This is a genomic window from Microlunatus capsulatus, assembly GCF_017876495.1.
In the GTDB taxonomy this organism is placed as follows: Bacteria; Actinomycetota; Actinomycetes; order Propionibacteriales; family Propionibacteriaceae; genus Microlunatus; species Microlunatus capsulatus.
In genome coordinates, this window is the sequence record NZ_JAGIOB010000001.1 from 3522344 (window position 1) to 3545457 (window position 23114).

At 75.4% G+C, this 23114-nt stretch carries 27 protein-coding genes; 11 read left to right on the forward strand and 16 right to left on the reverse strand.

Translation table 11 applies throughout. The features are described from left to right. Positions 1-2 precede the first annotated feature (2 nt). Genes JOF54_RS16310 through JOF54_RS16320 form a run of 3 tightly spaced genes read left to right on the forward strand, consistent with a single transcriptional unit; the run spans position 3 to position 2168 of the window. Positions 3-671: an urease accessory protein UreF gene (locus JOF54_RS16310; RefSeq protein ID WP_210057724.1), complete on the forward strand. Its 669-nt coding sequence runs from the start codon at positions 3-5 to the stop codon at positions 669-671. Continuing rightward, on the forward strand, positions 664-1422 hold the full coding sequence (gene ureG, locus JOF54_RS16315; RefSeq protein WP_307804277.1) for an urease accessory protein UreG: 759 nt from the start codon (positions 664-666) through the stop codon (positions 1420-1422). Before JOF54_RS16310 ends, ureG begins: the two co-directional genes overlap by 8 nt. Continuing rightward, positions 1422-2168 (forward strand): urease accessory protein UreD, encoded by a 747-nt coding sequence (locus tag JOF54_RS16320; protein WP_210057726.1) that lies wholly within the window; start codon positions 1422-1424, stop codon positions 2166-2168. The genes ureG and JOF54_RS16320 overlap by 1 nt, the downstream gene beginning before the upstream one ends. Here the strand turns inward: JOF54_RS16320 and JOF54_RS16325 are convergent. From JOF54_RS16325 to JOF54_RS16350, 6 genes are all read right to left on the reverse strand, one after another. Beyond that, the gene (locus tag JOF54_RS16325) at positions 2165-2968 is read right to left on the reverse strand and encodes a hypothetical protein (protein ID WP_210057729.1); all 804 of its coding nucleotides are present in this window, start codon (positions 2966-2968) and stop codon (positions 2165-2167) included. The genes JOF54_RS16320 and JOF54_RS16325 overlap by 4 nt on opposite strands. Positions 2969-3183: 215 nt before the next feature. Then, entirely contained in the window at positions 3184-4938 is a 1755-nt protein-coding gene (gene qcrB, locus JOF54_RS16330; protein ID WP_210057731.1) for a cytochrome bc1 complex cytochrome b subunit, read from the reverse strand. Positions 4939-4944: 6 nt separating this feature from the next. Further along, positions 4945-6033, reverse strand: coding sequence for a cytochrome bc1 complex Rieske iron-sulfur subunit (qcrA, locus tag JOF54_RS16335; protein WP_210059637.1), 1089 nt, complete (start codon positions 6031-6033; stop codon positions 4945-4947). 5 nt (positions 6034-6038) lie between these two features. Then, the gene (qcrC, locus tag JOF54_RS16340) at positions 6039-6854 is read right to left on the reverse strand and encodes a cytochrome bc1 complex diheme cytochrome c subunit (protein ID WP_210057733.1); all 816 of its coding nucleotides are present in this window, start codon (positions 6852-6854) and stop codon (positions 6039-6041) included. A 102-nt stretch (positions 6855-6956) separates the two neighbouring features. After that, on the reverse strand, positions 6957-7667 hold the full coding sequence (gene ctaE, locus JOF54_RS16345) for an aa3-type cytochrome oxidase subunit III (RefSeq protein ID WP_443673989.1): 711 nt from the start codon (positions 7665-7667) through the stop codon (positions 6957-6959). Between the two features lie 86 nt (positions 7668-7753). Continuing rightward, entirely contained in the window at positions 7754-8281 is a 528-nt protein-coding gene (locus JOF54_RS16350) for a hypothetical protein (protein WP_210057735.1), read from the reverse strand. A gap of 121 nt (positions 8282-8402) precedes the next feature. On the opposite strand from JOF54_RS16350, the gene JOF54_RS16355 reads away from it, so the two are divergent. Both JOF54_RS16355 and trpD read left to right on the forward strand, forming a co-directional pair. Beyond that, positions 8403-8834, forward strand: a complete 432-nt coding sequence (locus tag JOF54_RS16355; protein WP_210057736.1) for a response regulator — start codon at positions 8403-8405, stop codon at positions 8832-8834. A 1-nt stretch (position 8835) separates the two neighbouring features. Next, positions 8836-9918 (forward strand): anthranilate phosphoribosyltransferase, encoded by a 1083-nt coding sequence (gene trpD, locus JOF54_RS16360; protein WP_307804278.1) that lies wholly within the window; start codon positions 8836-8838, stop codon positions 9916-9918. Here the strand turns inward: trpD and JOF54_RS16365 are convergent. Then, the gene (locus JOF54_RS16365; protein ID WP_210057738.1) at positions 9911-10783 is read right to left on the reverse strand and encodes a DUF2510 domain-containing protein; all 873 of its coding nucleotides are present in this window, start codon (positions 10781-10783) and stop codon (positions 9911-9913) included. The two genes, trpD and JOF54_RS16365, sit on opposite strands and share 8 nt — an antisense overlap. A 78-nt stretch (positions 10784-10861) precedes the next feature. On the opposite strand from JOF54_RS16365, the gene JOF54_RS16370 reads away from it, so the two are divergent. Then, positions 10862-11278 (forward strand): pilus assembly protein CpaE, encoded by a 417-nt coding sequence (locus JOF54_RS16370; RefSeq protein WP_210057740.1) that lies wholly within the window; start codon positions 10862-10864, stop codon positions 11276-11278. A gap of 4 nt (positions 11279-11282) precedes the next feature. Here the strand turns inward: JOF54_RS16370 and JOF54_RS21195 are convergent, their stop codons facing one another. From JOF54_RS21195 to JOF54_RS16385, 3 genes are all read right to left on the reverse strand, one after another. Then, entirely contained in the window at positions 11283-11945 is a 663-nt protein-coding gene (locus JOF54_RS21195) for a prepilin peptidase (protein WP_210057743.1), read from the reverse strand. Between the two features lie 55 nt (positions 11946-12000). Further along, positions 12001-12474, reverse strand: a complete 474-nt coding sequence (locus JOF54_RS16380) for a hypothetical protein (RefSeq protein ID WP_210057745.1) — start codon at positions 12472-12474, stop codon at positions 12001-12003. Between the two features lie 175 nt (positions 12475-12649). Further along, positions 12650-13762, reverse strand: a complete 1113-nt coding sequence (locus JOF54_RS16385) for a sunset domain-containing protein (protein ID WP_210059763.1) — start codon at positions 13760-13762, stop codon at positions 12650-12652. Positions 13763-13934: 172 nt separating this feature from the next. Between JOF54_RS16385 and JOF54_RS16390 the strand changes: the two genes are divergently transcribed. Together JOF54_RS16390 and JOF54_RS16395 are read left to right on the forward strand one after the other, a co-directional pair. Further along, a complete protein-coding gene (locus tag JOF54_RS16390) occupies positions 13935-14450 on the forward strand; it encodes a peptidylprolyl isomerase (protein ID WP_210057747.1) in 516 nt (171 codons plus the stop codon). Further along, positions 14447-15295: a rhomboid family intramembrane serine protease gene (locus JOF54_RS16395; RefSeq protein ID WP_210057750.1), complete on the forward strand. Its 849-nt coding sequence runs from the start codon at positions 14447-14449 to the stop codon at positions 15293-15295. The genes JOF54_RS16390 and JOF54_RS16395 overlap by 4 nt, the downstream gene beginning before the upstream one ends. Positions 15296-15316: 21 nt before the next feature. On the opposite strand, the gene JOF54_RS16400 is transcribed toward JOF54_RS16395, so the two are convergent. The 6 genes from JOF54_RS16400 to JOF54_RS16425 form a co-directional block, all read right to left on the reverse strand. Next, on the reverse strand, positions 15317-15487 hold the full coding sequence (locus JOF54_RS16400; protein WP_210057752.1) for a hypothetical protein: 171 nt from the start codon (positions 15485-15487) through the stop codon (positions 15317-15319). A 7-nt stretch (positions 15488-15494) separates the two neighbouring features. Beyond that, complete coding sequence (locus tag JOF54_RS16405; protein WP_091410713.1) at positions 15495-15770, reverse strand: Lrp/AsnC family transcriptional regulator; 276 nt, start codon at positions 15768-15770, stop codon at positions 15495-15497. 42 nt (positions 15771-15812) lie between these two features. Further along, entirely contained in the window at positions 15813-16604 is a 792-nt protein-coding gene (locus tag JOF54_RS16410; protein WP_210057754.1) for a maleylpyruvate isomerase family mycothiol-dependent enzyme, read from the reverse strand. 4 nt (positions 16605-16608) lie between these two features. Beyond that, positions 16609-18345, reverse strand: coding sequence for a DEDD exonuclease domain-containing protein (locus tag JOF54_RS16415; protein WP_210057756.1), 1737 nt, complete (start codon positions 18343-18345; stop codon positions 16609-16611). A gap of 75 nt (positions 18346-18420) precedes the next feature. Beyond that, the gene (locus JOF54_RS16420) at positions 18421-19122 is read right to left on the reverse strand and encodes a hypothetical protein (protein ID WP_210057758.1); all 702 of its coding nucleotides are present in this window, start codon (positions 19120-19122) and stop codon (positions 18421-18423) included. 174 nt (positions 19123-19296) lie between these two features. Next, positions 19297-20118: a methyltransferase domain-containing protein gene (locus JOF54_RS16425; RefSeq protein WP_307804281.1), complete on the reverse strand. Its 822-nt coding sequence runs from the start codon at positions 20116-20118 to the stop codon at positions 19297-19299. Positions 20119-20233: 115 nt separating this feature from the next. Between JOF54_RS16425 and JOF54_RS16430 the strand changes: the two genes are divergently transcribed. The 3 genes from JOF54_RS16430 (at position 20234) to JOF54_RS22005 (ending at position 23113) form a co-directional block, all read left to right on the forward strand. After that, positions 20234-20473, forward strand: coding sequence for a hypothetical protein (locus tag JOF54_RS16430; protein WP_344018994.1), 240 nt, complete (start codon positions 20234-20236; stop codon positions 20471-20473). Between the two features lie 202 nt (positions 20474-20675). Further along, positions 20676-21830 carry a C40 family peptidase gene (locus JOF54_RS16435; RefSeq protein WP_210057762.1) on the forward strand — a complete coding sequence of 385 codons (1155 nt, stop codon included), beginning with the start codon at positions 20676-20678 and terminating at the stop codon, positions 21828-21830. Further along, positions 21803-23113: a gluzincin family metallopeptidase gene (locus JOF54_RS22005; protein ID WP_210057764.1), complete on the forward strand. Its 1311-nt coding sequence runs from the start codon at positions 21803-21805 to the stop codon at positions 23111-23113. The genes JOF54_RS16435 and JOF54_RS22005 overlap by 28 nt, the downstream gene beginning before the upstream one ends. The last annotated feature ends 1 nt before the right edge of the window (position 23114 follow it).

Genomic DNA, 23114 nt, shown 5'->3' on the forward strand with positions numbered 1-23114 from the left:
CCGTGACGGCTCCCTACCTCAGCCTGCTGCTGGCCGACGGCCGGCTGCCGACGGGTGCCCACACCCAGTCCGGCGGGGTCGAGCCCGCTTTCCAGGCCGGCATGCCGCTGGCCGCGGTGCCCGACTACCTCACCGTCCGGCTGCGCACCGTGACGGAGGTGGAGGCGGCGACGGCGGTGCTGGCCCGCCGCACCTGGGCCGACGGCGGTCCCGACCGGGTGGCCGCGCTCGTCGCCCTCGACGTGGCCTGGCGGGCGCGGACGCCGTCCGACGTGCTCCGTGACGCCGCGGACCTGCTGGGCCGCAGCCACCTGCGGCTGGCCGCCGCCGTCTGGGACCTGGCGCCGCTGGTCGAGGCCCGGCGGCTCTGGTGCCGGGCCGTCGTCGTCGGGGTGACCGCGGCCGCGGCCGGCCTGTCCGCCGCCGAGACCGCCCGCCTGGTGGCCTTCGACGACGTCCAGACGGTGCTGGCGGCCGCGCTCAAGCTCGCGCCCTTCGACCCCGCCCACGGGGTGGCCTGGGCCGTCCGCGCCCAGCCCGAGGTGGAGCGGCTCGTCGAGCGGGTCGCCGACCTCCTCTCACCCGCCGACCTCCCGGCCCCGACCGCCCCGCTGCTCGAGCAGTGGGGACAGCAGCACCGCGACAGCGAAAGGCGGCTCTTCCGTGCCTGACCCCCGACCCTCCTCCGTCCCCGGCGCCCTGCACGGCCCCGGCCCCCGCGCCCTCCGGCTGGGCGTCGCCGGGCCGGTCGGCACCGGCAAGAGCTCGCTCATCGCCATGGTCTGCCGCGAGCTGGGCCGCGAGCTCAGCCTGGCCGTGGTCACCAACGACATCTACACCGACGAGGACGCCCGCTTCCTGCGCTCGGCCGGCGTGCTCGACCCGGAGCGGATCCGCGCCGTCGAGACCGGCGCCTGCCCGCACACGGCCATCCGCGACGACGTCAGCCAGAACCTGCTGGCCGTCGAGGACCTCGAGCGGGACTTCGCGCCCGTCGACGTCGTCCTCGTCGAGTCGGGCGGCGACAACCTCACCGCCACGTTCAGCCCGGCGCTGGTCGACGCCCAGTTCTTCGTCCTCGACGTGGCCGGCGGCGGCGACGTGGCGCGCAAGGGCGGCCCGGGCATCGCGCGGGCCGACGTCCTGGTGGTCAACAAGACCGACCTGGCCCCCTACGTCGGGGTGGACGTCGAGCAGATGGTGCACGACGCCGAGCACGCCCGCGACGGCCGCACGGTGATCGCCCTCTCCCGGGCCGACGCCGCGTCGGTGGCGCGGCTGCGGGGCTGGGTGCTGGAGACCCTCGAGCGCTTCCGCGCGGGCACCCTGGTGCCCAGCGACCCGGGGCCGATGGCGCCGCACGTCCACGCCGAGGAGCAGGGCCCGCACAGCCACGCCGACGGCCCGGTCCACACCCACTGATGCTGCTGCCGTCCGCGCCGGTCGCCCGCGCCGCCCCGACGGTGGTGCAGGTGAGGCGCGAGCGCGGCCGGCTGCGGACGGTGCTGCGGGGCGGCCTGCTGCGGCCGCAGCGGCTGCACGGGCCGCCCGACCGCTGCCGGGTGGGGCTGCTGGCCTCGACGGCGCTGCTGCTCGGCGGCGACGTCGTCGAGCTCGAGGTCGACGTCGGCCCGGGCGTGACCCTGGACCTGGTCGACGTCGCCGGCACGGTGGCCTACGACGGCCGCGGCGAGCCGGCGGGCTGGCGGGTCGAGGTCCGGGTGGCCGACGGCGGTCGGCTGCGGTGGGCGGGGGAGCCCTTCGTCGTCGCGGACGGCGCCGACGTCAGCCGGGCCCTGCTGCTGGACGTCGCCGACGGCGGCCGGGCCCTGCTCCGGGAGACCCTTGTGCTGGGCCGGACCGGCCAGCTCGGCGGGCGGCTGCGCAGCGCGACCACGGCCCGCCGCGGTGGCCGTCCGGTGCTCGTGGAGGACACCGTGCTCGACCCGGCCACGCACCGGCGGCTGCCGGGCATGCTCGGCGACCTGCGGGTGCTGGACAGCCTGCTGGCGGTGGGCGAGGAGCTGCCGGACGCGCCCGCGGGTCCGACGGGCCACCGGCCCAGCCGGTTCGCCCTCGTCGAGCCGGGCTGCTGGCTGGGCCGTGCCCTGCTGCCCGACCTCGCGTCCTCGCCGCTGCACCGCTGGTGGGCCGCGGCGACCGCCTAGCCCTGGTCGGCGGGCGTCTCGGCGGCCGACGCCGTCGGCGCGGGCTCGGGGGTGCTGCTCGCGCTGGGCGCCGGGGACTCGGGGGTCGGCGCCGCCGAGGACGGCGCGGGCGTCGTCGGGGCCGGGGTGGCCGCGGGCGTGCTGCTCGGGGCGGGCGTCGGCTGCTCCGACGGCTCGGCGCTGGCGCTCGGCGTCGGGGACGGCGCCTCGTCCGAGGGCGACGCGGACGGGCTCGCGGCGGGCTGCGGGTCGCGGCGCTGCGGCTCGGCGACCTGGCTGATGGTGGTGCCCTCCCCGCCCGAGAGCGCGTTCCCGGTGGCGAGCTCGACCCCGGTGAGGACCGCCCCCGCCAGCGCGAAGGCCGCCACCGCGGCGACCAGGACGTTCGTCCAGGACAGCCGCGGGCGGCGGCCGACCGGCGCGCCGGCCTCCTGCACCGGCGCGCTGGGCTGCGCCGGCGCCGCGGCCGGCGTCGTCGGCTCGCGGTCCTCGACCGTCTCGACGGCCGCCGGCACCGCGGACCCGCCGACCCGGCCCTGGAAGACCGTCCGCACGTGGTGCTGGGTGGTCCGCAGGGAGGCGGAGTAGACGCTGCTGGCCACGGCGGCGACGACGCTTGCCACCGCGGCGCCCACGACGGTGCCGGCCACGCTGAGCCGGGAGCCGAGGTAGGCGGCGGTCATGGCGGCCAGGGCCCCGGCCAGCACCTGCGTCGCCGACAGCTCGATCTTCGGCTTCGCCGGCTCCTCGGCGGCGTCACGGGGTGCGGGGTCCTGCGGGGGTCGGGTGTCGGTGCTCAACTGTCCTCAGCTCGTCTCGGGCGCGGTGGCGTGCGGCCGCCTCGGGCGGCTCGCGTCCATCCCTGCCCAACGCGGCACGTCGGCCGATCGTTGTCGTCCCCGGCCAGAAGTGAGCAAACCCACAGCGGTCCGGATCACGGTGCGCGCTGAGGCGGGGGAGCCCCTGAGCACGACAGCGCCCCCGGTCCGTGGGACCGGGGGCGCTGCGTCTGGTGCTACTGGTGGGTGACGTTCTGCTGCGTCCCCGAGGTGATCGAGTGGTGGCCGTTGTCGTTCCCGTTGCCGTCGTGGCCGTCGGTCAGCGCGTGGTCGTCGTCGTGGCCGTGGTGCGCCGCCTCCTCCAGCTCGGCCCGCGTCGGCTTGCGCAGGTCGTCGATGAAGTAGAACCGGGTGGCCCGGCGACGGAGCTGCTCGATCCGCATCTCCTTCGCCTTGACGTCGCCGTCCTGGGCCGGGAGCAGCGCGGGGAGCTGCTTGTGCTGGGTGAGGGTGTAGGCCTCGCCCTCCGAGATCGGCGCGTGCCGCTCGGAGTAGGAGCCGGACGGGTCCCGCTCGATGATGCCGGTCTCGGCACCGTGCAGCAGCCGGTCCTGGTCGGCCCGCTGGAGGCCGATGCAGATCCGCTTGGTGATGAGGAAGGCGAGCACCGGGGCGACGAAGACCGCGACCCGCAGGAAGTAGGTCACCGCGTTGAGCGAGACCCGGAACTGGGTGGCGACCAGGTCGTTGCCACCGCCGATCCAGAGCATCCCGTAGCAGGTCATCGCGGCGACGCCGAAGGCCGTGCGCGTCGGGGCGTTGCGGGGGCGGTCGGCGATGTGGTGCTCCGACTTGTCCTTGGTGACCCACTGCTCGATGAAGGGGTAGACCGCCATCAGGCCGAAGAACAGGCCCATCAGGCCCAGGCCCGGGATGGCCACGTTCCAGGACCAGGTGGTCCCGCCGATGTGCCACTCCCAGTTCGGCATGATCCGGATGCCGCCCTCGACGAAGCCCATGTACCAGTCGGGCTGCGAGCCGGCCGTGACCTCGGCGGGGTTGTAGGGCCCATAGGTCCACAGCGGGTTGATCTGCATCAGCCCGCCCATCAGGGTCAGGACGCCGAAGACGATGAAGAAGAAGCCACCGGCCTTGGCGGCGTACACCGGGAAGACCGGGTAGCCGACGACGTTGCCCTCGTTGCGGCCCGGGCCGGGGAACTGGGTGTGCTTGTGGTAGACGACCAGCGCCAGGTGCGCGGCGATCAGACCGAGGATGATCGCGGGCAGCAGCAGCACGTGGACGATGTAGAGCCGCGAGACGATCAGGCTGCCCGGGAACTCCCCGCCGAAGATGAAGAACTCGGCCCAGGTGCCGATGAGCGGGATGGAGCGGACCAGCCCGTCGACGAACCGGAGGCCGGTGCCCGAGAGCAGGTCGTCCGGCAGGGAGTAGCCGGCGAAGCCCTCGATGAGGCCCATCATCAGCATGGCGACGCCGATGACCCAGTTGATCTCGCGGGGCTTGCGGAACGCACCCGTGAAGAAGACGCGGAGGCTGTGCGCCAGCATCGCGGCGAGGAACAGCGCGGCCGCCCAGTGGTGCATCTGGCGGACCAGCAGACCGCCGCGGATGTCGAAGGAGATCGCCAGGGTGGAGGCGAACGACTCCGACATCTGCACGCCGCGGAGCAGCTGGTAGGTGCCCTCGTACTCGATCTCGGCCATCGACGGCTTGTACCAGAACGAGAGGAACGTGCCGGTGATGAGCAGGATGATGAAGGAGTAGAGCGCGATCTCCCCGAGCAGGAACGACCAGTGGTCGGGGAAGACCTTGCGGATGAACGGGCGGCTCAGGGTCGCCAGACCCAGACGTTCGTCCGCCCACTTCGCCGGACCCGAGGCCGCCTTGAAGACGGGACCCAGCTCCTTCTGCGGGACGTGCGCCTCGACGGCCTTCTGGTCGTCGACGGTCGCGGCTGGCTTAGCCATCAGTGGTCATTCTCCCTTGTAGTCCCCGCGGGAGTCGCGCTCGAAGTAGCTCGGGCCGACCGGCACGGTGAATCCTTGACGCGCGACGAGGTAGCCCTCGGCGTCGGTGGTGATGGGCAGCTGCGGCAGCGCGCGCGCCGCCGGGCCGAAGACGACCAGGCCGGAGTCACCGAGGTCGAAGGTCGACTGGTGGCAGGGGCACAGGAGGTGGTGGGTCTGCTGCTCCCACAGGCTGATGGGGCAGCCCACGTGCGTGCAGATCTTGGAGTAGCAGAGGATCCCGCCGACCTGCCAGTCACGGCGCTCGTCGGGGATCTTGATGTCGTTCGGGTCCATCCGGACGATGATGATCGAGGCCTTGGCCTTTTCGGTCAGGAACTCGGTGCCGTGCAGCTCCTGCAGGTTCTCCGGCTGCGCGTTCACCAGCTGGCCGATGACCATCTCGCTGGCCTTGATCGGCTCGTAGGTGACGTCGTGGACCAGCCGGATGCCCTGCTTCCAGATCGTCGACTCGATCGTGGCCGCCCGCACCCGCTTGGTGGGCCAGGGGCCCAGGTCGGCGAAGCTGACGATCAGCGGCAGGCCCAGAGCGGCGAGCGCGCCGCCGAGGCTGTAGCCCAGCACCTTGCGGCGGCGGATCCGCGACTCGTCGGTGCCGGCGTCCAGCTCGCGCAGGACGTACTCGACGTCCTCCTTCGTGGAGGCCGCGCCGTGGCGGTGGTCGACCATCTCGTGGTCGTCCATGATCTGGCGGCCCCACTGGACCGCCCCGACGCCGATGAGCATCAGGGCCATGCCGGCGGTGAGGCCGAGGCCGAGGTTCTTGGCGTTGGTGCCCAGGAAGGCGGCCTCGCGGGGGACCGCGAAGTAGATGACGACGAACGCGATCGCCAGCACCGGCACGAGGCCGAACATGGTGGCCACCTGCCGGGTGGCGCGGTCGAAGGCCTTCTCGTCGACGTCGGTCAGCCGGGGCAGGTGCTCCGGGAGGCCGGGGTCGGGGACGGGGTAGCGCTCCGCGTCGCGGACGGTCTCGAGCTCGGCGCGCTGCTGCGCCTCCGAGTCGACCTCGTGGCCGCCCTCACGGGGAATCAGGTCGCTCACTTCGCCTTCGTTCCCTTCGCTGCGATCCAGACGGCGATGGCCGACAGCCCGCCGATGCCGATGATCCAGGACCAGAGGCCCTCGCTCACCGGGCCGAGCCCGCCGAGGGTCAGACCGCCCTGGCTGGGCTCCTCGTGCAGCGTGTTGAGGTAGGCGATGATCGCCCGCTTGTCCTCGGGCTTGAGCACGCCGTCGGAGAACACCGGCATCTGCTGCGGTCCGGTGATTAGCGCCTCGTAGATGTGCTGGTTGCTGACGCCGTAGAGCGAGGGGGCGTACTTGCCGCCCGGCAGCGCGCCGCCGGCGCCCTCGAAGTTGTGGCAGGCCGAGCAGTTGGTGCGGAAGAGCTCACCGCCGCGGGCGATGTCCTCCTCGCTGACGCCGGCCGGGTCGTACTGCGACGGGTCCGGGATCTCGGGGCCGGGGCCCAGCGTCGCGACGAAGGCGGCGAGCGCGGCCACCTCCTCGGGGGTGTACCGGTTCTGCTTCACGGGGGCCTGAGCCTCGGGGCGGGCCATCGGCATGCGGCCGGTCCCGACCTGGAACTCCACGGACGCGGCGCCGACGCCGGCCAGCGGCGGGCCCTGGATCTCCCCGCTGGCCTGGCCCTCGCCGTTCAGGCCGTGGCAGGAGGAGCAGCCGACGGCGAAGAGCGCGCGGCCCTCCTCCACCTGCTGGCTGGTGCCGGTGTCGGCTGAGGACTGGCCGGCGGGAGCCATCACCGTGTAGAGGGCGCCCATGACGAAGAGCCCCAGCACCAGCAGCAGCGCCTTGGCTGCCGGGTGCCGTCGTCGGGAGGACAGGAATCGCACGTGAAGGTCCCTCTCAGGATGATCGCTCTTGCTCTGCGGGGCTTGTCAGGTATTCGGTTGTGGGATGCGTGGCGGATGCGGCGCGGGGTCCGCGGATCCGGGTCAGCGCAGCAGGTAGATCACGCCGAAGAGAGCGATCCAGACGACGTCGACGAAGTGCCAGTAGTAGGACACCACGACAGCGCTGACGGCCTGCTCGTGGGTGAACGTCCGGGCCAGGTAGGTGCGGCCCAGCAGGAGCACGAAGGCGATCAGGCCGCCCGTGACGTGCAGCCCGTGGAAGCCCGTGGCCAGGTAGAACACCGAGCCGTAGACGTCGGAGGACAGGGTCAGGCCCTCCGAGATCAGCTCCGCGTACTCGAAGGTCTGGCCGCCGATGAAGAAGGCGCCCATGACGAAGGTGAGGATGTACCACTCGCGCAGGCCCCACTTGCCCAGCGCCAGCAGCCCGCCCGCGCGCGACACCTGGCCGCGCTCGGCGGCGAAGACGCCCATCTGGCAGGTGAAGGAGCTGGCCACCAGCACGCTCGTGTTGATGATGGCGAAGGGGACGTTGAGCATCTCGGTGCTCTGGTCCCACAGGCTCTCGAAGCCGCCACCCGCCGCCTGGGAGTTCGTCACGTTGCGGATCGTGAAGTACGCCGCGAACAGCGCCGCGAAGAACATCAGCTCCGAGGCGAGCCAGACGATGGTGCCGACGGCGACCATGTCCGGGCGGCCGGGACGACCCCGCAGACGTGACTGGGGGATCCGGTGCAGGGCACCTTCCGGCTTGGTCATCGAGCCGGAGACGGCGTGCGTGTGAATGGCCACGGGCACATTATTGCCTCACGACCCGCACCCGTCACCCTGGGGCGCGGCCCGGTCCGGACTGTGCGGGGCCCGCGGGCCCCGTCAGGTCAGATGCCGCCGTAGGTGTCCAGGCGTGGACGCGCGCGGAAGGTGGAGACGAGGATCACCACGCCGGCGAGCGTCAGCGGCGCCCAGCCGGGTCCGACGCCGACGACCGCACCGGCCGAGCGGAGCATGCCGAGGCCCACCAGCAGGGGGACGACGCCCAGCGCGAGCGCCCAGCCCGCGAGGTGCAGCGGCCACCAGAAGAACTTGTTGACCTCGTCGGGCAGCAGGGCCCAGCAGACCAGCACGGCGACCACGGCGGCGACCTGGTGCATCGAGGCGCCGAGGTTGAACACGTTGAGCGCCAGCGGCAGCCGGTCCACCTGGGCCGCCGGCAGCCAGAGCGGGTCGATGCCGCGGACCAGGGTGGCGGCCGGGAAGAGGGTGAGCCGGGCGTCGACGGTCTGCACGGTGAAGTTGAGGTACTGCATCCGCAGGTAGGGGAGCAGGGCCCCGACGACGACGAGCACCACCGCGGCCGCGGCGGGGACGACGCGGTCGCGGCTCGGGGTCACGCCTCGCAGCTGCACGGGACCAGTATCGCGGCGGGCCGGACGGGCCGGGCCGACGCCCGTGGTGCGAGCCGGCCCCGGGGCCCCGGGGCGCTAGGCTCGTGCCCGCCGTCCGAGGAGAGTGGAGACGATCGACGCCATGAGCAGCACCCCGCAGCCGTCCGCCGAGGTGGCCACCATCCTGCTCTACGCCTCCGACCGGCTGACCCGCGAGAACATCCGGCTGGCGCTGGGCCGCAAGGTCGCCCGCGACCTGCCGGTGCAGGTGCTCGAGGTCGCCACCCAGCCCGCGGTCATCACGGCCATGGACAAGGGCGGCATCGACCTCGCGATCCTCGACGGCGAGGCCGTGCCCGGCGGGATGGGCCTGTGCCGTCAGCTCAAGGACGAGGTCTTCCGCTGCCCGCCCGTGCTGGTGCTCACCGGGCGGCGCGACGACGCCTGGCTCGCGACCTGGTCGCGGGCCGACGGCGTCCTGGGCCACCCGGTCGACCCCGTGCGGCTGCCGGCCGTCGTGGCCGGCCTGCTGCGCTCCGCCGCGGCGTCCTCGGACGCCCCGGCCGCGGTCTGACGTGGCGGCGGCAGGAGGGGACGCCGGCCCCGGCGCGCCCCGGGTGACGGGCTGGCCCGACCTGCTCGGCGCTCTCGTCCAGGGCCGCGACCAGAGCCGGGCGTCCACGGCCTGGGCGATGGAGCAGATCCTCGGCGGCGCGGCGACGCCCGCGCAGATCGCCGCCTTCGTCGTGGCCCTGCGGGCCAAGGGCGAGACGGTGGAGGAGATCGCCGGGCTGGCCGACACCATGCTGGACTTCGCGACGCCCGTCGAGATCGGCGGCGCGGCCGTCGACGTCGTCGGCTCGGGCGGGGACCGCTCCAACACCGTCAACATCTCGACGATGGCCGCGCTCGTCGCCGCCGGCGCGGGCGCCCGGGTGGTCAAGCACGGCAACCGCGCCGCATCGTCCGCGTGCGGCTCCGCCGACGTCCTCGAGGCGCTCGGGGTCGCCCTCGACCTGCCGCCCGAGGCCCAGCAGGAGGTGGCCGACCGCGCCGGCATCGTCTTCCTCTTCGCCCCGCACTACCACCCGGCGCTGCGGCACGCCGGGCCCGTGCGCCGCGAGCTCGGCATCCCCACGACGTTCAACTACCTGGGCCCGCTGACCAACCCGGCCCAGCCCGGCGCGCAGGCCGTCGGCGTCGCCGACGGGCGGATGGCGGCGCTGGTCGCCGGTGTCTTCGCCGCGCGCGGCCACCAGGGCCTGGTGGTGCACGGCGGCGACGGCCTCGACGAGCTGACGACCACGACGAGCTCGCGGGTGTGGGTGCACACCGGCGGTGCCGTCACGGAGACGGCGCTGGACCCCCGCGACCTGGGCCTGCCCCGGGCCGACCCGGACGACCTCACCGGCGGAGACCCCGCCCACAACGCGCAGGTGGTGCGCGACGTGCTGGCCGGGCGTCCCGGGCCGGTGCACGACGTCGTGGTGCTGAACGCGGCCGCGACGCTGGTCGCCTTCGCGGGCCCGGAGCCGGAACGGCTCACCGAGCAGCTCGCCGAGCAGCTGGCGGTGGCGGAGGACGCGATCGCCTCGGGCCGGGCCGCCGAGACGCTGGACCGGTGGGTCGACGTGACCCGCGCGCTCGCCCTCAGCTGACGGCGAGCGAGGCCAGCGCGGCCGCGGCCAGCCCGGCCAGCTGCGGGTCGGCGTCGTCGGGCACCGCCGTCGCCGCCAGCACCACCGAGCCGTCGTCCAGGCCGACGAGGACCGCCGTCAGGTCGTCGTAGCGGCTGGGCAGCCCGGCCACCCGGTAGTGCACCTGCGCGGTCACCCGCACCCCGGTGCGCCCGTCGACCGCGTGCTCGGCGACCCGGACGTCGGCGACGCGGGTGGTGGTGGTGGAGAAGAGCCGGCGACCGAGCTCGGCGGTCGCCGCGCGCGCCCGCTCCTCGAGGTCGCGGCCGGCCCCGACGTCGGGGTGCAGCCGGCCGAGCAGCACCGCGGCGGTCCAGGGGGCCGACCCGGTGGACCGGGTGTGCACCGGGGCCCAGGCCAGGAAGCAGGCGTCGAGCACCCCGGGCAGCCGGGCGGGGTCGGGACGGGTCCGGTAGGGGGCACCGGGCAGCGTCATCGAGACCGGCCCGACGCTCGCCAGCCCGGTGGCCTGGTCGAGCCGGCCGACGGCGGCGCTGCCGCCGGTGCTGTCCGCCGGTGCGGCGACGCCGGGCGAGCGGGCACCGCGCTGGACCCCGGGGCCGTCCCCCCAGATGGCCAGGCCGAGCCCCACGGTGGCGCTGAGGAACAGGGCGAGGCAGACGAGCAGGGCCACCACGGTCCGGAAGGGCGAGGCCCGGCGGCGGACGAGGTCGTCCTGCGGGCGGGCGGGGGAGTGCAGCCGCGGGCTGGGGGCGCGGGGCGACTCGCTGATGGCCTCGGTCCAGTCGCCGCCGTCCCACCACCGGTACAGGTCGGGCGTGCCGGCGGGGTCGGGGTACCAGCCGGGCCGCGGGGCAGCGCTCACCGGGCGAGCCTAGCCGGGCCGCCCGCCCCCGGCCCCGGTCCTGACCGGCGGCTGGGGGGCCCGCGCCATACTGCACGGGTGATCTCGCGCGACCTGGCTGCCGCCCTCGCCCCGCTGCTGTCCTGGACCCCGCAGAACGGCGACCAGTTCTACATCCCGCGGGAGGAGATCGCCGAGTCCGTGTTCACCGTGAGCGACATGGTCGTGGAGCGGGTGCACCAGCAGGGCGAGACGCGCTTCCACTTCAACGGCACGACGGAGTGGGCGCTCGACTCGGTGGAGGCGGACGCGGTGGTCTGGCTGCCGCGCGAGGAGCAGCTCCGCGAGCTCGTCGGCTCGTGGTTCCTCTCCCTGGACGCCACGCCGGAGGGCTACGTCGTCACCGTCAGCGGTCCGGGCCGGGCCCACCACACCGACGCGGAGCCGGTGGCGGCGGACGCCTACGGCCGTGCCCTGCTCTACGTGCTGACGGCCGCGGCCCCGGTGCCCGCCTGACGCCTCAGCCCGGCCACCGGCTCAGCGCTGCCAGGTAGGCCCCCACCAGCATCGAGGGCGCGTAGGCGAAGCTGCCGCCCCGCCGTCGCACCAGCCGGACCACCCCGACCACCCCGCCGACGAGCGTGCCCGCCAGCAGGGCGAGCAGCAGCAGCGGCCAGCCGACCGCCGCCGCGGCGGCCCCGAGCAGCGGGGCGTACCGGACGTCCCCGAAGCCGAAACCCCCGCGGGAGACCGTCCACACCCCCAGGTACAGCCCGCCCGCGACGGCCGCCCCGACGGCGCTGCGGCCCAGCTGCTCCCAGCTGCCGCCCAGGGAGGCACCGGCCAGGGCGGCGACGGCCATCGCGGCCCAGGTGATGTGCACCAGCCGCAGCGGCAGCCAGGTGGTCGCGAGGTCGACCGCCGCCAGCAGGACGCCGCCGGTGGCGAGCACGGTCCACAGCGGCTGCACGGGCAGCGGCAGCGCCGTCCAGGCCACGGCGGCGGCGAGCCCGGAGGTGAGCCCCACCCCCAGCACGAAGCGCGGGGTCGGCAGCCGGGCGTAGCCGGGCGGGTCCGGGTCGGCCGGCTCGGGCAGCCAGCGCAGCAGCGGTCCGGTGGCCAGCGCGGTCCCCAGCCCGGTGACGAGCACGACGGTGCAGACGAGCAGCTGCGCCGGGGTCACCCGCCGATCCTACGGAGGCGGTGGGGAGGGGGTCGTCCGTCGGCCCGTCGAACGCTCACGCCGCCGTCCGGAGCAGCTCGGGCGGGGCCTCGACCGCACCGGCCAGCGTCGTCCGCGACGCCGTCAGCAGCCGGAGGGCGAGCAGCGCGCTGCACCAGGCCGTCCCCGGCCGGGCCAGCTCGGCGAGGGCCGACGCCGCCACCCCGAGCTCCTCGGCCAGCGCCGCCGGGCCGCCGTGCCGGGCGAGCAGCCGTCGGAGCCGGGCCCGGGACTCCGTCGCCGGCACCTGCCGGGTCCGCAGCGACCGCACGTCGGCCGCCCCCACCCGGATCAGGGCCCGCGCGTTCTCGGCGCTGATCCGGCGGACGGGCCGGCCGGCCCGGCCGCCGAGCAGCGACGTCGCCATCCGCGGCGGGACACCGGCCAGCACGGCCACCTCCGTCGTGCTCAGGCCGCCGACGTCCATCAGGTGCCGCAGGTGGGCCCGGAACGGTCCGGCCTCCACCCAGGGCGCTGCTCCTGCCACCATCTCGTCCTCCTGGTCGTGGTCCTCACCCGGGAGGGCCCGCGACGGGGTGGCGTTGTTAACGGCAGCGGCGGACGACGTGCGGCCGGAGCGTGCGGACGGCTCCGGACGCGGCGGAGGGCCGGCCCCGCGGGTGCGGGACCGGCCCTCCGGTGGTGCAGGCGCTCGGTGGGGGTGCTCAGCCCTGGGCGCGGGTGAAGCCGGCGCGCTCCGCGGCCTCCTCGCTGTTGAACCAGACCTCCGCGACGGTCGGGCCGTAGCCGCCGCCGTCGGGGAGGTGGTACTTCATCGAGTTCTCGTTGCCCTTGATGACGAAGCCCTCCGGCGGCTCGTCGCCGACGTAGGAGCCCTCGCCGTACTGGCTGTCCGCCGGGGTGGTCCCGGTGGTCGTGGGCTCGTCGTCGACCACGGGCAGGTCGGCGGCGGCCACGCCCGGCTCCACCGTGGTGGCGGTGTCGGTCTCGGTGCTCACCGGGGCCGGCGCGGCGGGGGTCGCGGGGGCGGGGGTCGTGGGGGCGGGGGCCGGCGTCGACGGCCGGGCCGCCTGCCAGCCCGAGTCCTGGCTGGTGCCGAGGAGCTTGCGGACGACCACGACCGCGACCCCGGCGAGGGCGGCGACGACGGCGATCCGCTTGACCCAGCTGCCGCCCTTCTTGTCCTCCGGCAGGCTCAGCTCGCCGCGGGCGGCGGCGGCGGTGGCCCGGCCGCGCTTGGCGACCTCGACGGCCAGCGGCGAGGCGGCAGCAGCGCTCAGCGCGGTACCCACCTTCGGCAGCAGGTCGTCGGAGATGTGGTCGCGCGCCGACCCGAGGGCCGGGCCGACCCGCTCGGCGGCCTCGTGCGCCAGGGCGGCGCCACCGGCGACGACGGGGGCGATGCGGTGCGAGGCGGCCTCGGTGAACGGCGCCACCTTGTCGGCGGCGGCGTGCGCGTAGGGGGCGACGGCCCCGACGGCCTGGCCGGCCAGGGGGGCGGCCTTCTCGTAGGCCTGGTGGGCCAGCGGGACGGCGGCGGCTGCGGCGCCGGCGGCGAGCGGGGCGGCCTTCTCGTAGGCCTGGTGGGCCAGCGGGACGGCGGCGGCCGCGGCGCCGGCGGCGAGCGGGGCCGCCTTCTCGTACGCCTGCTGGGCCAGCGGCACGGCCTTGGCGGCCACGCCCTGGGCGAGCGGGGCCACCCGCTCGGCGGCGGACTGGGCCAGCGGGACGATCTTCTCCGTCGTGGTGGTGGCGATGCTGTCGGCGACGGCCGGGACCTTGCTCCGAGCGGCGTCGACGCGGTTCTTTCGCTTCACGTTTCCTCCGTTGTGTGCACGGGCGACTACCGGTTCGCCGTGACGGGCAGCGTACCGCCGCTGCGGGTGCGGCCGGCCGGGCGGGGCGGCGTCGACGCGGCCCCGGTTGGCGGCGTCTGGGAGGATGGCCGGCGGAAACGACCAGGAACGACGACACAGGAAAGGTGCTGACGTGGCACAGACCGCCATCCTCCACACCAACCGCGGCGACATCACGATCAACCTCTTCGGCGACCACGCCCCGAAGACCGTCGCCAACTTCGTGGGCCTCGCGACCGGCACCCAGGAGTACACCGACGCCCGCACCGGCGCCTCGACGACCGGCAAGTTCTACGACGGCGTCATCTTCCACCGGATCATCGAGGGCTTCATGATCCAGGGCGGCGACCCGCTCGGCACCGGCACCGGCGGCCCGGGCTACACCTTCGCCGACGAGTTCCACCCCGAGCTCGCCTTCTCCAAGCCCTACCTGCTGGCCATGGCGAACGCCGGCCCCGGCACCAACGGCTCGCAGTTCTTCATCACCCTCGGCCCGACGCCGCACCTGAACCGCCGCCACACGATCTTCGGCGAGGTGGCCGACCAGGCCAGCCGGGACGTCGTCGACGCCATCGGCGCCGTCCGCACCGGGCGCAACGACCGCCCCGTCGACGACGTCGTGATCGAGTCCGTCGACATCACCGGGTGAGCGCGAACCCCACCGGGCCCGACTTCTCGCCGCCCGGCTTCGTCGGCTGCTACCGCCATCCCGAGCGGATGACCGGCATCAGCTGCCAGCGCTGCGGCAAGCCGATCTGCGGCGAGTGCATGGAGCCGGCCTCGGTGGGGTTCCAGTGCCCGAGGTGCATCGACCGGGGCCGGGCCTCCACCCGGCCGGCGCGGACGCGCTTCGGCGCTGCCGCCGGCGCGGGCGGCTCCGTCGTCACCAAGGTGCTGATGGGCGCCCTGGTCGTGGTCTGGCTGCTCGACTTCGTGTCCGGCAGCCTGGCCACGCGGCTGCTCGTCCTGGACAGCAGCGCGGTCGCCGGCGGCCAGGTCTGGCGCCTGGTGACCGCGTCGCTGACGTCCGGCAGCTTCTTCGGCGTGCTGATGAACCTCGCCGTGCTGTGGCTGGCCGGTCGGGCGCTGGAGTCCGAGCTGGGCTCCTGGCGCTTCGCGGCGCTCTACCTCACCGCCGGGCTGGGCGGGACGACGCTCTACTTCGTCCTGGGGCCGCCCTACGGCGGCGCCTACGCGGCCTCGGCCGCCGTGGTGGGCCTGCTGGCCGCGAACGCGATCGGCAAGCGCAAGGCGGGCGAGGACGTCCGCGGCGACCTCGGGCTGCTCCTGCTGCTCGTGCTCTACGCCGTGCTGGTCGGCTTCAACGGCCTCGGCTGGCTGACCCTCGTCGGCGGCATCCTCGTCGGCGCCCTGACCGGGTGGGTCCTGGCCCACGCCCCGCGCCGGCGCCGGTCGCTGCTGCAGGTCGCCGGCCTGGCGGGCGTGGTCGTGCTGTGCGCGGTGGCCGTGGCCCTGCGGCTCAGCCTCCTCTGAGGCGGGCTGCGGGCCGGGCTCTCAGGCCTGGCTGACCGAGGGCAGCGGGACCGGGTCCAGCCCGGGGGAGCGCAGCGTCAGCCAGCCCCCCACGAGGGTGGCCAGCAGCACCACCAGCAGGACGGCGACCAGCGCCGTGAGGGCCCGGTCGGACAGCCTCGGCCGGGTCCTCGCGCGTCGAGGGCCCGGCACCGGCTGCTCAGCCGCCAAGGGAGAACGCCGCCTCGAGGTCGTGCGCGGAGTAGGCCCGGAAGGCGATGTGGGTCTCGGTGCTCAGCACCCCGGGCACCTTGTTGAGGCTGTCGGCCACGACGTCGGCCACCTGGTCGTGCTGCGCCACGCGGATCAGCGCGATGAGGTCGATCGCCCCCGTCACCGAGTACACCTCGCTGACGCCGCTGAGGGCGGCGATGGCCTCGGCCACCTCGGGGATGCGGGCGACCTCGGCCTTGACGAACACGATGGCGGTGACCATGGCGCTCATCCTAGGGGCCGCCCCGCCACCGGCCGGGGCCGCTCAGCTGATGCCCGTCGCGACGACCTCCCGCAGCCCGGCGAGGACCGCGACGTCGCCCGCCAGCTCCACGTCGCCGAGCGGCGGGCGCCCCCACAGCCAGCAGTCCAGGTCGCCGGCGCCCGCCGACACGGTGGCCGCCGTCGGGAGCCCGTGGTCCTCCGCCGCGACGTCGAGCGTCGGGCCGTCGGCCGCGGGGTCGTCGGCGTCGCTGACCCGGGCCAGCCGGACCAGCCAGCTGTCGCCGGTGTCGGTGCAGCGCAGCCGGACCGTCGCCGCCGCGTCGACCGCGAGCTCCGCGCCGGCCGGCGCACCGCCGAACATCACGCGCAGCGCCTCGTCGACCCCGTCGGCGGCCAGGGCCGGGTCCAGCGGGGTGCGGTCGCCGGCCGTGCACTCGGCGTCGACGCGGTGCACGAGGGCCTCGTGCGCCTGCCGGCGGAGGACGAACCCGGCGCTCTGGTCGTCGGCCCAGGTCCAGACCGGCGTGCCGGCGGGGGTGCGGCGCAAGGTCCGGGCCAGCGCGTCGGTGCTGTCCCGGGACAGGGCCAGCAGGGCGTCCCGGTCGGCGGGTCGGGCCGGGTCGGGACCCGTGAGCTGGTCGGGGTCGGTGCAGCGCTGCTGGACCACCCGGCCCCAGAAGGACTGGACCTCGGTGAGGTGCCACAGCAGGTCGTCGGCGTCCCAGCCCGGGCAGGTGGGGACGGGAGCGGCCGGGTCGACGCCGGCGAGCACCGCGCGGAACCGGGTGGTCTCGGCGGTGACGTGGCGGAGGTGGTCGAGCGAATCGGGCACGGGCTCACCCTAGGGCGAGCGCGGCCGGCGGCGCCGGGGTGCGCCGCGCGCCGAGCGCGTGCTCGACGAGGCTCGTGTGGTCGACCACCGCGTGCAGCGGCCACATCCAGTCCCCGGTCACCTCCATCAGCCGGACGCCGGGCCGCTCCAGCCAGTCGGCGATCCGCTCGGTCTCCTCGATCGTCGCCGCCGGCAGCGGCGCCGGCGCCGGGGTCACCGTCTCGGCGGTGGCGCGCAGGGCGCGGGCGACGGCCTGGGGCACGTCGTGCGGCCGGGCGACCCCCGCGGCAGCCAGCCGGCCGTACCGGATGACGTGGATCTCCCAGCCGGCCCCCTCGCGGCGGGCGGCGACGATCTCGGGGCAGCCGGCCAGGGCGCGCACCCGGTGGTAGCGGGCCCCGGTCCGGGTCAGGGTCTCCAGCCGCCGGCGGATGGTGGCGGCCTCCTCGAAGCGCTCCTGGTCGACGAGCCGGACGAGCCGGTGGGACACCCCGGCCACGGCCGGCCGGGCGTCCCGGGCCAGCACGTCGCGCACCTGCTCGACCACCGCGCCGTACGCCTCGCGCGAGATGCTGCCGTCGCAGGGCGCGCAGCACCGGCCCATCCCGGCCAGCGCGCACGCCGTGCCGGTGCCGGCGAGGCTGAGCCGCGGCGTGCACTGGCGCAGCGGGAAGCTGTCGTAGACGGCGAGCAGCACGTCCTCGGCCGCCTGCCGCCGGGAGAAGGGGCCGAAGTAGGTGGCGCCGTCGTCCTTGACGGCCCGCACGACCGAGAGCCGGGGGAACGCCTCGTCGGTGACCTTCACCCACTGCACGCGCTCGGGGAACTTGGAGCGCCGGTTGTAGCGGGGGGCGTGGGCGGCGATCAGCCGCAGCTCGACCACCTCGGCCTGCAGCGGCGTGGCGCACGGCACCGGCTCCACGCCGGTGGCCACCCGCACCATCTCCTCCATCCGGGGCCGCTTCTCGGCCGCGGTGAAGTAGGTGCGCACCCGGGTGCGGATGTTCTTCGACTTGCCGACGTAGAGCACCTGCCGCTCGCCCTCGTGCTCGGAGACGAAGAGGTAGACGCCGGGCTCCTCCGGCAGGTCGGTCGCCCAGGTGCGCTTGGCGCGGCGCTGCGGGGAGACCTTCCGCTGGAACTCGTGGAGGTCCTCCAGGGTGTGCACGCCCAGGTTGCCGACGCGCTCCATCAGCCCGTGCAGCACGTCGACGGTGGCCCGGGCGTCGGTCAGCGCCCGGTGGTCGGGGGTGACGGCGGCCCGGAAGTGGGCCGCGAGCGTGCCGAGCTTGCAGTTGCGCACCTCGTCGCGCAGCAGGATCTGCCGCGCGAGGGTGGCGGTGTCGACGACCGCCCAGCGGGGCGCCGGGTAGTCCAGGGAGGCGCAGGCCCGGCGCAGGAAGCCGGTGTCGAACGGGGCGTTGTGGGCGACGACCACGCAGCCCTCGGCGAAGGCCAGGAAGGCGGGCAGCACCTCGGGGAGCCCGGGGGCCGCGGCGACCATCGCGTTGGTGATGCCGGTGAGCACGGCGATCAGCGGCGGGATGTGCGCCCGCGGGTTCACCAGCGTCTGGAACTCGCCCAGCACCACCCCGCCGCGCACCTTGACGGCGCCGATCTCGGTGATCCGGTCGGTCTCGGCGCCGCCGGTGGTCTCCAGGTCCACGACGCAGAAGGTCACGTCGGCCAGGGGGGTGCCGAGGTCCTCGAAGGAGGCCTGCAGGGGGAGTCCGGGTGCCACGACGGGAACCCTAGGGACGGCCGCTGACAGTTCTCCGTCGACGACCCGGCGGCACCGGCGCCCGGCGCGGCGGGGTCAGCAGCGGGGCGGGTCGTAGGCCCGCTCGGCCTCCTCGAAGGCCTCGATGGCCGGGGGAGCGGCCCGCCAGGCGTCCAGCCAGACCTGCTCGGCGTCGGGGACGTCCTCCATCCGCGAGCGCATCATGTCCTGCAGGTGGTCGCGCCAGGCGCCCATCGCCGGCCCGGCCGCCCGCACCAGCTCGCGCTGGGCGTCGTCGCGGTCCGCGCAGCGCTGCAGAGCGCTCGTCTGCGCCGGTGCCGCCCCGTCGACCGCCGCGCAGGCGCCGTCGGCGTCGTCGTGCGCCTCGCGGGCGTCGTCCCAGCGCTCCAGGTCGGCCGGGCCGGCCAGCCGGGTGCGGGCGAAGATGCCGTCCATCTCGGCGACGGAGACGCGCTGCTCGTCCGCGTCGGTCTGCGCCTGCACGTGCTCGGCCCAGTGCCCGACGCCGGTCCGGGCGGCCGCCACCACGGCGTCGCCGGCCGCGACGAGCGCGCGGCAGCCCTCCAGCGCCGCGGCGGCGGCGGGGTCGGCGGTCGGCGTCGCGCTGCGGGACGGGGTCGGACCGGCGACGACGGGGGTGCTGGCGGCGGTGGGCCGGGCCGGCTGCGGGTCGGGGCGGAGCTGCCAGCCGACCACCCCCGCGGCGACCACCGCCACGGCCAGCACCGGGACCACCACCCGGCTGGGCCGGGCCTTCGCGCGACGTGCCTTGGCCATGTCTCCCCCGAGATCGGCTCTGCCTGGCCGCGGTGCCCTCCCCGGGGCGACGCGGACCGCGGGCGCGCCGGTGACCGGACGACCGCGGCGCGACCCTACCCGCCGGGGACCAGCACCGGCGGCGCCGGGAGCGGGCTGGTTCCGGGTCGGGCCCGGGGAGCGGGCGGCGCGGGATCAGGGGCGGGCCAGCAGGTCGCCGTGCAGCACGGCGAACCAGGCGCCGTCGCGCTGCCCCCAGGCCCGCCAGGCCGCGGCCAGCCGGTCGAGCTCGCCGGCGTCGGTGAGGCCCAGCTCGACGCCCTGGCGGCCGAAGGCCGACGCCGTCAGCCGCTCGGCCCAGGTGGTGCTCCACCAGCCCAGGTCCTCGGGGGTGGCGAAGCACCAGACGGAGGCGGACGCGGACACGGTGCGCAGGCCGGCGTCCCGGGCCCAGCCGGCCAGCCGGCGGCCGGCGTCGGGCTCGCCGCCGTTGGCGCGGGCGACGGCGCGGTAGAGCTCGAGCCAGCGGCTCAGGCCGGCGTCCTCGGGGTACCAGGTCATGGCGGCGTAGTCGGCGTCGCGGACGGCGACCAGGCCGTCGGGCCCGCAGGCGGCGGCCATCGCCCGCAGCGCGACCACCGGGTCGGCCAGGTGCTGGAGCACCTGGTGGGCGTGGACGACGTCGAAGCCCCCGCCCGCGGCGGCCAGGTCGTAGGCGCTGCCCTGCACGGCGCGGAGGTTCGGGAGCCCGCGCTCGGCGGCCAGCGCCGTGGTCGCCTCGACGGCCGCGGCGGCGCTGTCCAGCCCGACGACCTCGCCGGGAGCCAGCAGGGCGGCCAGGTCGGCGGTGATGGTCCCGGCGCCCGAGCCGACGTCGAGGAGCCGCAGCCCGGGTCGCAGGTGGGGGAGCAGGTGGGCGGCCGAGTTCTCCGCGGTCCGCCAGCGGTGGGAGCGCAGCACCGAGGCGTGGTGGCCGTGGGAGTAGGTCGCGGCCGGCGGGTCCGGGGTGGTGTCCACGGGAAAAGTGTCAGACCCCTCCCGCACAGTTCTCGACGCGGGGGTGGACATGAGCCCCCACGACGGGACGGCAGCCGCCGGACCGGCGCGGGGACCCGAGGCGGAGGAGAACGAGATGGACGTGCTGCATGTGGACTGCGCGAGCTGCGTGGCCCGGGGCCCGGCGGCCTGCGGCGACTGCGTGATCAGCGTGCTGCTGGGGTCGCCGCCCCAGGGCGTCGACCTGGACGACGACGAGCAGGCCGCGCTCTCCGCGCTCGCCGACCAGGGGCTGGTGCCCCCGCTGCGGCTGGTGCCCGGCGCCCGTCGCGGCCAGGCCAGCCAGAGCCCGCTCCGCTGGCAGGACTACGCCTGAGCCGCCGAGCCGTTTGCCTGTGACCTGACCGTGACCTAAGGTGTCACCCGACTCCGGGACGAGTCGACGGGTCCGGTGGAAGCCGACCCGGCAGGTGCACCGTGACGTACACTTGAAGCTCTGACCGACTGGGGTCCGGGGCCGACGCCCGAGGGACGAGCCGTCGGGACACCGGCTGGTGACGACACAAGGGAGAGCACGCTTGACCTCACGCCGCCGCGAGGCTGACCACGACGACCTGCGCTCCCGCGCCGTCCGGAGCTCCCGGACCGTGCGGAAGTCCGTCATCGGGCTGTCCACGCTGGCGCTGACGGTCGCGAGCTTCATCCCCGCGACCACGAGCGCGTCGGCCGCGCCGACGGCCGTGACGATCGCCGAGGCGAAGGCCCAGATCGAGCAGCTGGAGGTCGAGGCCTCCGCCATCGACCAGGAGTGGGTCGGGGTCAAGCAGGAGCTCGACGCCGGTCGCGCCAAGCTGGCCGCCAAGCAGGTCGACGTGAAGGTGCAGACGGCCAAGGTCGCGCAGGTCAAGCGCCAGGTCGGCCAGGTCGCGCTGGCGCAGTTCCAGAACCGGAACGTCGACACCGCCGCGCAGATCTTCTTCAACTCCGACTCCGACAACTTCATGAGCCAGATCTCGACGGTCGAGAAAGTCAGCGAGAACCAGAACACCGTCCTCCAGGACTTCCAGGAGCAGCAGGCCGCGCTGGCCGAGCTCCAGCACTCCAGCGAGACCGACCTCGCGACGCTGGCCGAGCAGGAGAAGCAGCTCGCCGCCCTGCGGGCCGAGTCCGACGCCAAGGTCGCCGAGTCCAAGAAGGTGCTGGCCCGGCTCACCGAGGCCGAGCGGGCCGCCATCGCCGCCGCCGAGAAGAAGGCGGCCGACGAGGCCAGGGCCAAGGCCGAGGCGGCCGAGAAGGCGTCGAGCACGGGCTCGGGCACCACGGGCACGGGGACCACCAGCACCACCACCGACACGACGTCTGGCACCGCCGCCGTCAGCGGCAGCAGCCGCGGGGCCAAGGCGGTCGCCTTCGCGAAGTCCCAGCTGGGCAAGCCCTACCGCTTCGGCGCCACCGGCCCGGCCGCCTACGACTGCTCCGGGCTCACCGGGGCGGCGTGGAAGGCCGTCGGCGTCACGCTGCCGCGCACTTCGCAGACCCAGATCGGCGTCGGCCGGTCCGTCAGCCGCGACGCGCTGCAGCCCGGCGACCTCGTCTTCTACTACAGCGGCATCACCCACGTGGCCCTGTACGTCGGCGGCGGCCAGATCATCCACGCCCCGAACTCCCGCAGCAGCGTCAAGTACGCCGACGTCGACTCGATGCCGTGGGCCGGGGCTCGTCGCCCGGGCTGACCGTCCCCCGCACCGCCCCGCGCCGGTCGCGTCCCCTCGGGGCGCTGGCCGGCGCGTTCGCGTTGCTGCTGGCCGGCTGCGGCACCGGACCCGCCCCTGCGCCACCCCCCGCGGTCCCGACCGCGTCGGTCGCCGCCGACTCCGCCGCGCAGTCCCTGGTCGACGGCCTGCTGCGCGCCGGCCGGGCCGGTGACCGGGCCGGCTTCGACGCCGGCGTCAGCACGGCAGACCCCTCCTTCGCCGACCGGGCCCGGGCGCTCTACGGCAACCTGTCGGCCCTGCCCTGGGACCTCCTCGAGATCCGGCTCGACCCCCGTCGCGAGCCGGTGACCAGCCGGGTCGCGGCGGTGCTGGGCGCCGACGCCTGGCAGCAGCGGGCCGCTGTCCGCTGGCGGCTCACCGGCGAGACCGCGACCGCCGAGCACACCGTCTGGCTCACCTTCGCCCCCGACGGCGGTCGTCCCCGGCTCGCCGGCACCGCCGCGCCGGCGGACCCCGACGACCCCGACGACGCGCACCGCCCGCAGCCGGTCTGGTGGACGGGTCCGGTGACCGCGGCCGCCCGCTCCGGCGTGACCGTCGTCGTCGGGTCCGGCCAGCCCGCTCCGGCCTGGCTGGACCGCGCGGTCGCCGCCGCCGCCGTGGTGCGGGAGCGGGTGGGCGCCGGTGCGGCCGCGGACTGGGACGGCGCTCTCGTCGTCGAGGTGCCGGCCAGCCGGGCCGCCTTCGAGGCGGTGCTGGGGGCCGAGCCGGGCAGCTACGCCGGCATCGCCGCCGTCGCGCTCGCGGAGGGACCGGCCGACGCGGCGCTGCGGGTGGTCGTCAACCCCGAGGTCAGCCGCGCGCTGGCCCCGCTGGGCGTCGCCGTCGTGCTCACCCACGAGACGGTGCACGTCGCCACCCGGTCGGTCGACTCACCGGCCCCCACCTGGCTCGTCGAGGGCCTCGCCGACGAGGTCGCGCTGGCCGCGCACCCCGACGCCGCTGCCGGGGTGGCCGGACCGCTGCTGGCCCGGGTCCGGGCCGGGGGAGCCCCGGACGCCCTGCCCGGCGACGAGGCGTTCCTCGCCGGGGCCGACGACCTCGCCGTCAGCTACGCCGAGGCCTGGACGGCGTGCCGGCACGTCGTCGACACCTGGTCGGCGGAGGACCTGCAGCGGCTCTACACCGCCGTCGACGGCGGGCAGGGCCTGGACGCGGCGCTGCAGGACGTGCTCGGCACCGACGAGCCGCGGTTCACCGCCGGCTGGCGCGCCGCCCTGGTGCGGCAGGCAGGGGGCTGAG

Excerpts from the sequence above, each read along its gene's own strand:
- JOF54_RS16320 (WP_210057726.1), top strand. The coding sequence starts at position 1,422 with ATGCTGCTGCCGTCCGCGCCGGTCGCCCGCGCCGCCCCGACGGTGGTG.
- qcrB (WP_210057731.1), bottom strand. The coding sequence starts at position 4,938 with ATGGCTAAGCCAGCCGCGACCGTCGACGACCAGAAGGCCGTCGAGGCG.
- JOF54_RS16355 (WP_210057736.1), top strand. The coding sequence starts at position 8,403 with ATGAGCAGCACCCCGCAGCCGTCCGCCGAGGTGGCCACCATCCTGCTC.
- JOF54_RS16380 (WP_210057745.1), bottom strand. The coding sequence starts at position 12,474 with ATGGTGGCAGGAGCAGCGCCCTGGGTGGAGGCCGGACCGTTCCGGGCC.
- JOF54_RS16405 (WP_091410713.1), bottom strand. The coding sequence starts at position 15,770 with ATGGTCACCGCCATCGTGTTCGTCAAGGCCGAGGTCGCCCGCATCCCC.
- JOF54_RS16420 (WP_210057758.1), bottom strand. The coding sequence starts at position 19,122 with ATGGCCAAGGCACGTCGCGCGAAGGCCCGGCCCAGCCGGGTGGTGGTC.
- JOF54_RS16430 (WP_344018994.1), top strand. The coding sequence starts at position 20,234 with ATGGACGTGCTGCATGTGGACTGCGCGAGCTGCGTGGCCCGGGGCCCG.